Source organism: Flavobacterium cyanobacteriorum, from assembly GCF_002251835.1.
GTDB classification, from domain to species: domain Bacteria; phylum Bacteroidota; class Bacteroidia; order Flavobacteriales; family Flavobacteriaceae; genus Flavobacterium; species Flavobacterium cyanobacteriorum.
In genome coordinates this window covers 19,274-28,893 of the sequence record NZ_NOXV01000273.1, presented here as the reverse complement: position 1 = coordinate 28,893, position 9,620 = coordinate 19,274, and the positions used below count along the sequence as shown (strand labels likewise).

Here is a 9,620-nt window from a genome sequence, read left to right as displayed (position 1 = left end):
TGAGGGTGGCTTTACAGTTAGTAGCGGGAACAGGACTCGAACCTGTGACCTTCGGGTTATGAGCCCGACGAGCTGCCTACTGCTCTATCCCGCGATGTTTCTGATGGCAAATATACAACCAATATTTTACAATACAACTATAACTCAAAAAAATAATTGAAAACATTAAAAAAACTCTTCCTTTTTAGGGGAAGAGTACTCAAATTAACTATTAAAACCATTAACTACTGCCGTTTTTGATTGATGATTGATATTTATGTGACGGCGTTCAAACGATTTTGTTACAGGCTTCAGTAAAAATTATGATTTATTAAAAATAAAATCGGCCTGCTGCCCCTGGTCAACAAACGTTATGTACAGGTTTTTGTCTTTGATTGCAACAGGAAATTCACTCGTTGTTCCGTCAGCTTTCTTAAAATTAATTACCTGCTTACCGTCTTTGTCACCGATTGTATAGGTGCCTGTCTGGTTTGAACTGCCTATAGCAACAGTAAGATTTTGTCCCGAAAAAGTTATAAATGAAGCCTTAAGTTGTGTCACAGCCTCAGCCATTCCCGCCTTTAGGCCCGTAACAGCCTCCGGCGAAAGTTGCGCCTGCATTTCAGGTGACAGCGTTACTTCCCCGTTTTTGACGTCAACGCTTATGCCAGAAGAGTTAAAGCCGGCAACATTCCATTTTCCCTGTAATTCCTTTTGGTTGATCTTCTGTGCGTAGCTTATCGTTGTTAGGCATAGTGCCATGCACAGGTAAAGTAAGTTTTTCATAAATAATATTTTAATTGCTGATAACGAATGTATTAAATTAAAGCCTCCTGATTCTTAATGTAGTGTTAAAAAATATTATCGAAGCCCAATGGAAATAAATCAGCCCCTTGATAATTTCTCTAAGGCTGTAACGGTGCAGAATGTTATATGGTGCAGTATAAGAAGTTGCTGCGCCAATACAAAAAATTATTTATATTCGTACGCTAACCTGTAATGCAATGGAAGAATCACAAGGTACCTTTTCAATAAAATACTGGGCTGAAGACGACCAGCCAAGGGAAAAACTGATGCTGAAAGGCAAGGCAGTACTAAGCGATGCCGAACTTATAGCCATACTTATAGGTTCTGGCAGCCGTAATGAAAGTGCTGTTGAGCTCAGCAAACGCATGCTCGCCAGTGTCGATAATAACCTGGGCGCGCTGGGCAAGTTGTCGCTACAGCAGCTAATGAACTTTAAAGGTATAGGTGAGGCGAAAGCCGTGACAATTGCCGCCGCTATGGAACTTGGGCGCCGCCGTCGCGACGAAGATAGTATAGAGCTGCAAAAAATAACTTCGAGCAGGGCAGTGTATGACATTATGCAGCCCATAATAGGTGAACTGCCACATGAAGAATTCTGGATTATTTACCTGAACAACTCTAATAAGGTTATTTATAAATCACAAATAAGTAAAGGGGGTATAACCGGCACAGTAGTTGATGTACGGCTGGTATTCAAGACGGCCTTGGAACATAATGCGGTAGCTATAATACTGGTGCATAACCATCCTTCGGGCATATTGCAGGCCAGCGAACCCGATAAACAGGTAACACGCCAGCTGAAAAGTGCCGGGGCCAGCCTTGACATTAAAGTGCTTGACCACGTGATAGTTACGGAAAAAGCTTACCTTAGCTTTGTAGACGAAGGGATATTATAGCCCTTATCATAAAGCTGTAACATTTTTTTAAAAGATATACAAATAGGCTGTTGCCATGAGGGGAAAGGCTTTAATAATGATGCTTTTTTCCTAACTTGCAGGGCATAAAAATCATTTTGTATGATAAATACCAAAAACCTCCGCTTTTCTTATGGGAAAGATACTGATTTTTATTTCCCTGATATAACAGCGCGGAGTGGAGAAAGCCTCCTTATTACGGGTGGTTCCGGAAAAGGCAAAACTACCTTGCTGCACCTTTTGGGAGGGCTTTTACGCCCACAATCCGGTGAGATTATAATTCAAGATACAAATATTACGGCCCTTTCTGAAAAAAAACTAGACCTTTTCAGGGGTAGGAATATCGGCCTTGTACTGCAACAATCTTATTTTGTGGCATCGCTCAACGTAATCGAAAATGTTGCTTTATCTTCCTGGCTGGCTACCGGAAACCTGAAAACCGAAAAAGCAAAACAACTTTTAGGGCAGTTAGGGGTAGATGGGCACCTGCACAAAATACCATCGCAGCTCAGTGTAGGGCAGCAGCAAAGGGTTTCCATAGCCCGCGCATTAATTAATGAGCCTAAACTGCTGCTTGCTGATGAGCCGACTTCGAGCCTTGATGATGAAAATGCCTTTATGGTTGCTGATATGCTCGAGGCACTCGCCAGGCAATATGGCTCAGCGCTGGTTCTGGTAACACACGACCAAAGGCTAAAAGACCGTTTTCCTAATCAAATCACCTTGTCATGATTACACGAATAGCCTGGAAAAACATTTGGTTTAAACCGCTCAATACTGCCCTTAGTATTATACTCCTGACGGCAAGTGTAGCAATAATAACGTTGCTAATATTGCTTCAGGAGCAATTTGAAAAAAAATTCAATGATAATATTGAAGGTATAGATATGGTGCTTGGGGCACAGGGTAGCCCCCTTCAGTTAATACTCTCATCAGTATACCAGGTAGATGCGCCAACCGGGAATATAGATTATGCGGAAGCAAAAAAATGGATGAATCACCCGTTTGTGCAGACAGCCATACCGCTTGCCTTTGGCGACAACTACCGTGGCTACCGAATTGTGGGTACAACGCCCGATTATCTTGCAAAATATGGAGCAGAGGTGGTTAAAGGCAAAATATTCAGCAGGAATTTTGAAGTAGTTGTAGGCAGCGAAATAGCCGCTAAGCTTGGATTAAAAATTGGAGATAAATTTTTTGGCTCACATGGTGATGCTGAAGAAGGTGAACTCCACGATGAGCATGCTTACATTGTTGCGGGTATAGCTTCGCCCACCGGCAAAGTGGTTGATAACCTTATTTTAAGTAACGTACAGAGTGTATGGGCCATGCATGACCATGAACATACCGCGGGAGGGACTGAAGAAGAAGGGCATCAGCACAGTCACGACCATGACCACGACCACGAAAGCCATGATGCCCACACAGAAGAAGGGCATAGCCATGACCACAATCATGATCATGACCACGCCCATGACCACCAGGAAGGAGAGGCGGCACACGGCCATGACCATGGCCATGCAGAAGAAACTGTTATTAATGAAGAAGGAAAAGAGATTACAGCCGTACTGATAAAATTCCGCAGTAAAATGGGTATTGTTACCTGGCCACGGCTTATACCGCAAAATACCAAAATGCAGGCTGCCTCACCCATATTGGAAATAAACAGGCTGTTTTCCCTCTTCGGCATCGGCCTGCAGGCATTGCAGTACATGGCTTATGGTATTATGATTATATCGGGGATTAGTATTTTTATTGCATTATACAATACCTTAAAAGAAAGAAAATACGAATTTGCCTTGCTGCGTGTCAGTGGGGCGAGCCGTTTCCAGCTGTTAGCCCTTGTGCTTCTTGAGAGCCTTCTTTTATGTGTAATAGGCTTCTTTTTTGGAACGATTGTTGGTAGGATAGCTTTAGGCTTTATCTCCGGTTCATCGGAAGATGAATTTAAAATGTCGTTCAACCCATGGGAATTTGTATGGGAAAAAGAAGGATATTTATTCGTGCTTACTATCTTTGTAGGGATTTTGGCGGCAGTAATACCGGCAGTTAAGGCGTATAGCTTGAACATCTCAAAAACACTGGCAAATGCGTAAAACAATTTTTATAATATCCGCACTTATAATATCCGCATTTATATTTATAGCCGCAGGAAACCCAAAGCAGTACAGGGTTATGCCTATGGCAGATAATACTGCTGTAGATGATACCCTTACATGGAAACTGCTCGGGCAGATTAAGTACATCAAGAAACCAAGCAAGGATTATCCCGAAGGTGTAATGTTCCCGGTAATTAATACCACGCTTAAAGCTAAAAATAAGAAACCGATCGTCATGAGCGGTTTTATTATCCCTATTGACAATAAAAATTACGCGCTCAGTAAGAATGTTTTTGCTTCCTGTTTTTTTTGCGGGCAGGCAGGGCCTGAAACTATTATGGGTATAAAATTCAGGAACCCTAACATAAAGCTGAAAACTGACCAGTATGTTACCCTACAGGGAACCTTCAGGTACAACGACAATGATATTGATGACTGGATTTACCATATTGAAAATGCCGTTATAGTTAAAGGGATGTAATGAAAAGGGAACACGTAAAGGCTGTATTTTTTGACCTTGACCATACCTTGTGGGATTTTGAAAGAAATTCGGCTTTGGCATTTCAGACCGTCTTTAGTACTTATAATATCAATGTACTGCTGGATGATTTTTTAAAAGTATATATCCCGGTCAATTTACGATACTGGAAACTTTTCAGGGATGAAAAAATAACAAGGCAGCAGTTGCGCTATGGCCGCTTCCGGGAAACGTTTGATACCTTAAAGTACAATATCTCAGATGAGGTTATCGGTCTGGTAGGCCAGGAATATGTAGACAGGCTGCCAGATTACAATCATTTGTATGACGGCGCCTTGGAAATACTTGATTACCTTAAACCAAGGTACAGCCTGCATATTATTACCAATGGTTTTAAGGAAATACAGGCTTCCAAAATAAAAAATGCTAATATTGCACATTACTTTACTACAGTTACCAATTCTGATATTGCCGGCTGTAAAAAACCTAATCCACTGATTTATGAATTTGCCCTGAAAGCCGCCAATGCCGACAAGTCCACCAGCATCATGATAGGCGACTGTATAGAGGCTGATGTACAGGGCGCGCTTGATTTTGGGCTTGATGCCATTTATTTTAATGAAGCCCGTAATACTGTACCCGGCCATATAAGCCAGGTGTACCACCTTACTGAACTTAAAAATTTCCTTTAATGAAAAAAATACTTTTTTTCCTGTTCCTGTTTGCCTGCCTCAGCAGCTATTCCCAATCAATAAATGACTACAAGTATGTAATTGTACCGGAAATATATGACTTCCAAAAGAAAAAAAATGAATATAATCTTAATACCATGACAAAACTTCTGCTGGAAAAATATGGATTTACTGTTTATATTCAGAATTCTGATTATCCTGCGGACCTTGCCCTCAATAAATGCCTGGCTCTATATGCTGATGTGCTAAAGAGGAAAGGCTTTCTGACCAACATCCTCACTATTCAGCTTAAAGACTGCGATGGAAATGTAATTTATATGTCTGGTGAAGGAAGATCAAAAGAAAAGAGCCATCAAAAATCATATCTGGAGGCATTTCGTCGGGCAGCCGAATCGTTCAACGGGCTCATGTATAAATATAACGGCAATGCCGGCACAGTTAGGGGGGGAGCTTTATATGATTCTAAAGCCGGAACTGTTTCCCAGGCTACCACTGCTAAGCCTGTAAATAATGATAACCTGCTTACCGCCATAGCCACAGGATATGGATATGACCTGCTTGACAAAGCCGGTAAAGTAGTTATAAAAATGTATAAAACCACACAAGCGGACTATTATAGCGCTAAGATGGAAACAATAACAGGTATTGTATTTAAAAAAGAAGGCGATTGGGTATTTGAATTTTATGATCGTGATGATAAACCTGTTTCACAAAAATTAAACATCAGGTTTTAACGCTGTCACATATTTTTTTTTAAACTAAATTTTGTATGCAATCCTGCCTTGTTTTTGTACGCCGGTTACTAACCCCGATGGAAGCGGCATCCTCCCGCCGCCTGCTTTTGCTACGGTTGTGATATAGCCTACAGCGCGTCAGAACCCTGCCAAAATAATCTCTCGGATGGCTGCTCCTGAGCAATAACCGGTTAGCCATGATATCGGGTGCATACGTTTATTTTTATCCCTGTACCGGCTGAAGCTTTTTGTCCGGAATCATTCAGGTTTATAAAGCAGGAATTATTGTCTGATGAGTAGGAGTAATTACAATTTTTTTTATCTTCATCTTATAAATATTAGTTAATCTTAAAAAAATGACAGCACACGAAATCGATTACCATATTTATGGCGAAGAAATGCAATATGTTGAAATTGAGCTTGACCCTCACGAGGCCGTTGTAGCCGAAGCAGGCAGCTTTATGATGATGGACAGCGGTATACAGATGCAGACTATATTTGGAGACGGCGCTAACCAGAATGAAGGTTTTATGGGCAAATTGTTCTCTGCCGGTAAACGCCTGCTGACGGGGGAGAGCCTTTTTATGACCGTGTTCCTGAACCAGTACCACTCCAAGCGCAAGGTTAGCTTTGCATCGCCTTATCCGGGCAAGATAGTACCGATTGACCTTACGCAATACAGCGGCAAATTTATTTGCCAGAAAGATGCTTTTTTATGCGCGGCCAAAGGGGTTAGCGTAGGCATAGAGTTTTCCCGCAAACTGGGCCGGGGACTTTTTGGAGGCGAAGGTTTTATTATGCAGAAACTTGAAGGCGATGGCCTTGCTTTTGTGCATGCGGGTGGCACACTGGCGCGGAGGGAGCTTCAGGAAGGGGAAGTGCTTAAAGTAGACACCGGGTGTATTGTTGGCTTTTCGCCTACAGTAGATTATGATATTGAATTTGTAGGCGGTATCCGTAACACCATTTTTGGTGGCGAGGGCTTGTTCTATGCTACCCTTCGCGGCCCCGGAATTGTGTTTATACAATCACTTCCTTTCAGCAGGCTCGCAGGGCGCATTTATGCCGCCGCTCCGCAGGGCGGGGGCAAGGACCGCGATGAAGGCAGCATCCTTGGCGGCCTTGGCAACCTTCTTGATGGTGATAACAGGTTTTAAAAAGGGGCAGTTGCCCCTTTTTCAGCATTTTGTCCGTCCCCAGAGTAGCACTCTCTGGTTTTTTGCAAAATGTACAATTTCAGCTTTCTGTACGGTTATATGCAGCCCGTTGTACACAAAGTTGGTTTTTATCCTTTTCAGTTTCATAGTTTTCAGCGGCCATTCTTTATGATGGATGTTGTACCTGTACAGGGAGCCGTTCACTTGCTGGTAGGCGCAGTACCTTTCCGTAAGCCATTTGTCGGTGCCTGTTTTACCTTTTATGTCCGCCAGGTACAGATATTTTGCCGCAAGCCGGTTCCCATAGCTGCTTTTCCTTAATGTATAGCGGTTGCCTTTCCGCTTCAGCAGGGCCTTTTTATAAGGTATCCCCGTCAGCAGGTGTGCCAGTATAGCTGTGGGAAGTTTGTTGGTCTCAACCGTAAAAAAATATATACCCGGTATGCCATTGTACACTGCATAAGTGCGGAGGTTTATTTCATGGAAATTTGACAGGTAGGGCAGTGGCGGCAGGTAGCGTAGCCTCATCTTCTTAACTGTAAAAGCCACTATTGATACCCATGCCTGCCCTTCATATACATCTGCCAGGAGGCCTGCCGGCAGCAGGGATTGTATCTCATCAACAGGTACTTTATAATGCAGGAACAGGGTATCATCCCACTCCTGGTAATATTTCCAGGGTTTTTCAGGCAATGGGAACGGCCTGTGCGAAACGCAGTTAAGTAATGCCGAAGATATTGACATATGCTGTGTTTTTGCAAAAATCAGCTAAAAACAGGTATATCTCCTTACATAATACCGCATCTTTTTTATACCCCGCAAATACCTGCCATATGCTAAAATAGGTTTTTTAACATCGTTTAGTAGTACTTGCAAATGTGGCGTTAAACCTAGGTTAATAACTGTAAAACAAGCATTTAAACACAGGCAGTGCTTACTACTTTTATACCACTAATTTAAATATAATATAGCAAGGTTATGAAAAAAGCATTTTTAACGTTGGGCGCTATACTGGCTTTTGGTATAGCATCAGCACAGGTAAACAACACCAACAGGACTACCACGCAAACCGGTAACGGCACAGGTACACAAAGCGGTACTACGACTACTACTGACCAGGATGACACTACCACACAGTCATCCACAACAACACAGCAGAAAAGGAAAAAGAACCGCAACAATGCTTCAGGTACTAATAACAGTACATCGGGCTCAACCACAACCAATTCCGGCACCACCACAAGGAGGAACAACACCCAGGGTAACAGGAATACAGGTACATCAACATCAGGCAGCGGCACAGGAACCGGTACTTCAGGCAGTGGTACAGGAACGTATGATAACGGTACCGGCAGCGGTACAGGTACATCAGGCAGCGGCACAGGTACTTCGGGCAGTGGCACAGGTAATACTACAGGAACCGGAAGCGGCACAGGCACAACATCTGGCTCAGGCATGGGTACAGGTACAGGTTCAGGAACCGGCACTGGCACCGGCACCGGTACTACAACAAGGCCATAAGAATTATTATAGTCTTTTTTATATGAGCCCCGCATTGCGGGGCTTTTTTTGGCTACTAAGGTAATGTTAAAGGATATGCTCTTTGCCTAAACCTTTTTTAAATTTAGGCTACAAATAGTAAAACTTTCTGCCATGGAAAAACCGCTACAAATACCATTGCCTGATTTTAATAAAAATATAGGCAGTTTTGAAAGGGTAATATCAGTTTTAGGAGGATGCTACCTGTTATATGATTCACTGAAGAACAAACGCAGCATCCCTGAAATAGGAGCTGCGGGGTTTATGATATTCAGGGGGGTAAGTGGTTATTGCCCTGTTAACCACGCAGGTGAGCTTTTACTGCAAAAAAATACCGAAAAACGCAGTTCTAACATTAATATACATACACGGCTAATAGTAAAACGCCCGGCTGATGAGGTTTACAATTTCTGGAGGCACCTGGGCAATCTGCCGTTGTTCATGGAACATCTGGAAAGTGTTGATGTATTAAGCCCAACCTTATCTGAATGGAAAGCCAAATTGCCGGGAGGAATAGGCAGCATAAGCTGGAAAGCCGAAATTGTAAAAGAAGAGCCTTTCCATTATATTGGATGGCGCTCACTGGCCGATTCTGCCATACGAAATGCCGGAAAGGTAGAGTTTAAAGATGCCGGTGAGCTGGGCACACTTGTACATGTGGTTTTTTCTTACCATGCTCCTATGGGCTTTGCCGGTGAGGAAATAGGCAGGCTGCTGAACCCGGTTTTTGAGAAGATGGTACGTAAAGATATTATGGGCTTTAAACGCTACATGGAGACAGGGACATCAGATAAAATCAGCCAGGAACCGGTTGCAATTTTTACCTGATATGGAGCATCTGCATACTATAAGCCATATTGAAATTCCCGCACCGGACTTTACCAAAGCGATTGAATTTTACACTAAGGTGTTCCGGTGGGGCATTGAACTTATAACGGTTGACCATTACGCCTTTTTTACTATAGGCAATACAGGTTCCGGCGGGGCTTTTGATGCATCATTAATGCCGGCGCCTGAAAGGACAGGGATGCAGATAGTTATTGATGTTGATGATATGGACCAGGTAATGCGGGAAATTGAAGATCAGGGTGGAGAAATAACACTGGGTAAAACCGAAATACCCGGCGGGCATGGCTTTTATTGTATATTTAAAGACCCTAACCACAACTATCTGCAGCTGCACAGCATGAAATAACTACCGGCCCATCAAACTTTTTTAGA

12 protein-coding genes and 1 tRNA gene are annotated in these 9,620 nt (G+C 42.8%); 10 read left to right on the top strand and 3 right to left on the bottom strand.

Annotated features, from left to right (window positions below):
* Positions 1-21: 21 nt before the first annotated feature.
* Positions 22-94, bottom strand: a tRNA-Met gene (locus CHU92_RS10015).
* A 206-nt stretch (positions 95-300) separates the two neighbouring features.
* Positions 301-765: a hypothetical protein gene (locus CHU92_RS10010; RefSeq protein WP_129583051.1), complete on the bottom strand. Its 465-nt coding sequence runs from the start codon at positions 763-765 to the stop codon at positions 301-303.
* Between the two features lie 218 nt (positions 766-983).
* Between CHU92_RS10010 and radC the strand changes: the two genes are divergently transcribed.
* From radC to CHU92_RS09975, 7 genes are all read left to right on the top strand, one after another.
* On the top strand, positions 984-1,682 hold the full coding sequence (radC, locus tag CHU92_RS10005; protein WP_094415155.1) for a RadC family protein: 699 nt from the start codon (positions 984-986) through the stop codon (positions 1,680-1,682).
* Between the two features lie 120 nt (positions 1,683-1,802).
* Complete coding sequence (locus CHU92_RS10000; protein ID WP_094415153.1) at positions 1,803-2,432, top strand: ABC transporter ATP-binding protein; 630 nt, start codon at positions 1,803-1,805, stop codon at positions 2,430-2,432.
* On the top strand, positions 2,429-3,796 hold the full coding sequence (locus CHU92_RS09995) for an ABC transporter permease (protein ID WP_094415151.1): 1,368 nt from the start codon (positions 2,429-2,431) through the stop codon (positions 3,794-3,796). Before CHU92_RS10000 ends, CHU92_RS09995 begins: the two co-directional genes overlap by 4 nt.
* Positions 3,789-4,280 (top strand): hypothetical protein, encoded by a 492-nt coding sequence (locus CHU92_RS09990; protein WP_094415149.1) that lies wholly within the window; start codon positions 3,789-3,791, stop codon positions 4,278-4,280. The genes CHU92_RS09995 and CHU92_RS09990 overlap by 8 nt, the downstream gene beginning before the upstream one ends.
* On the top strand, positions 4,280-4,969 hold the full coding sequence (locus CHU92_RS09985; protein WP_094415147.1) for a YjjG family noncanonical pyrimidine nucleotidase: 690 nt from the start codon (positions 4,280-4,282) through the stop codon (positions 4,967-4,969). Before CHU92_RS09990 ends, CHU92_RS09985 begins: the two co-directional genes overlap by 1 nt.
* Entirely contained in the window at positions 4,969-5,703 is a 735-nt protein-coding gene (locus CHU92_RS09980) for a hypothetical protein (RefSeq protein WP_094415146.1), read from the top strand. Before CHU92_RS09985 ends, CHU92_RS09980 begins: the two co-directional genes overlap by 1 nt.
* Positions 5,704-6,059: 356 nt before the next feature.
* Complete coding sequence (locus CHU92_RS09975) at positions 6,060-6,860, top strand: TIGR00266 family protein (RefSeq protein WP_094415144.1); 801 nt, start codon at positions 6,060-6,062, stop codon at positions 6,858-6,860.
* A 21-nt stretch (positions 6,861-6,881) separates the two neighbouring features.
* On the opposite strand, the gene CHU92_RS09970 is transcribed toward CHU92_RS09975, so the two are convergent.
* Positions 6,882-7,604, bottom strand: a complete 723-nt coding sequence (locus CHU92_RS09970) for a YqjF family protein (RefSeq protein WP_094415142.1) — start codon at positions 7,602-7,604, stop codon at positions 6,882-6,884.
* Between the two features lie 234 nt (positions 7,605-7,838).
* On the opposite strand from CHU92_RS09970, the gene CHU92_RS16035 reads away from it, so the two are divergent.
* The 3 genes from CHU92_RS16035 to CHU92_RS09955 all read left to right on the top strand — a co-directional run bounded on the left by CHU92_RS16035 (position 7,839) and on the right by CHU92_RS09955 (position 9,594).
* Positions 7,839-8,381, top strand: a complete 543-nt coding sequence (locus tag CHU92_RS16035) for a hypothetical protein (protein ID WP_207759832.1) — start codon at positions 7,839-7,841, stop codon at positions 8,379-8,381.
* Positions 8,382-8,513: 132 nt separating this feature from the next.
* Complete coding sequence (locus CHU92_RS09960) at positions 8,514-9,227, top strand: SRPBCC family protein (protein WP_094415140.1); 714 nt, start codon at positions 8,514-8,516, stop codon at positions 9,225-9,227.
* A 1-nt stretch (position 9,228) separates the two neighbouring features.
* Positions 9,229-9,594 carry a VOC family protein gene (locus CHU92_RS09955; protein WP_094415138.1) on the top strand — a complete coding sequence of 122 codons (366 nt, stop codon included), beginning with the start codon at positions 9,229-9,231 and terminating at the stop codon, positions 9,592-9,594.
* Positions 9,595-9,620: the final 26 nt, after the last annotated feature.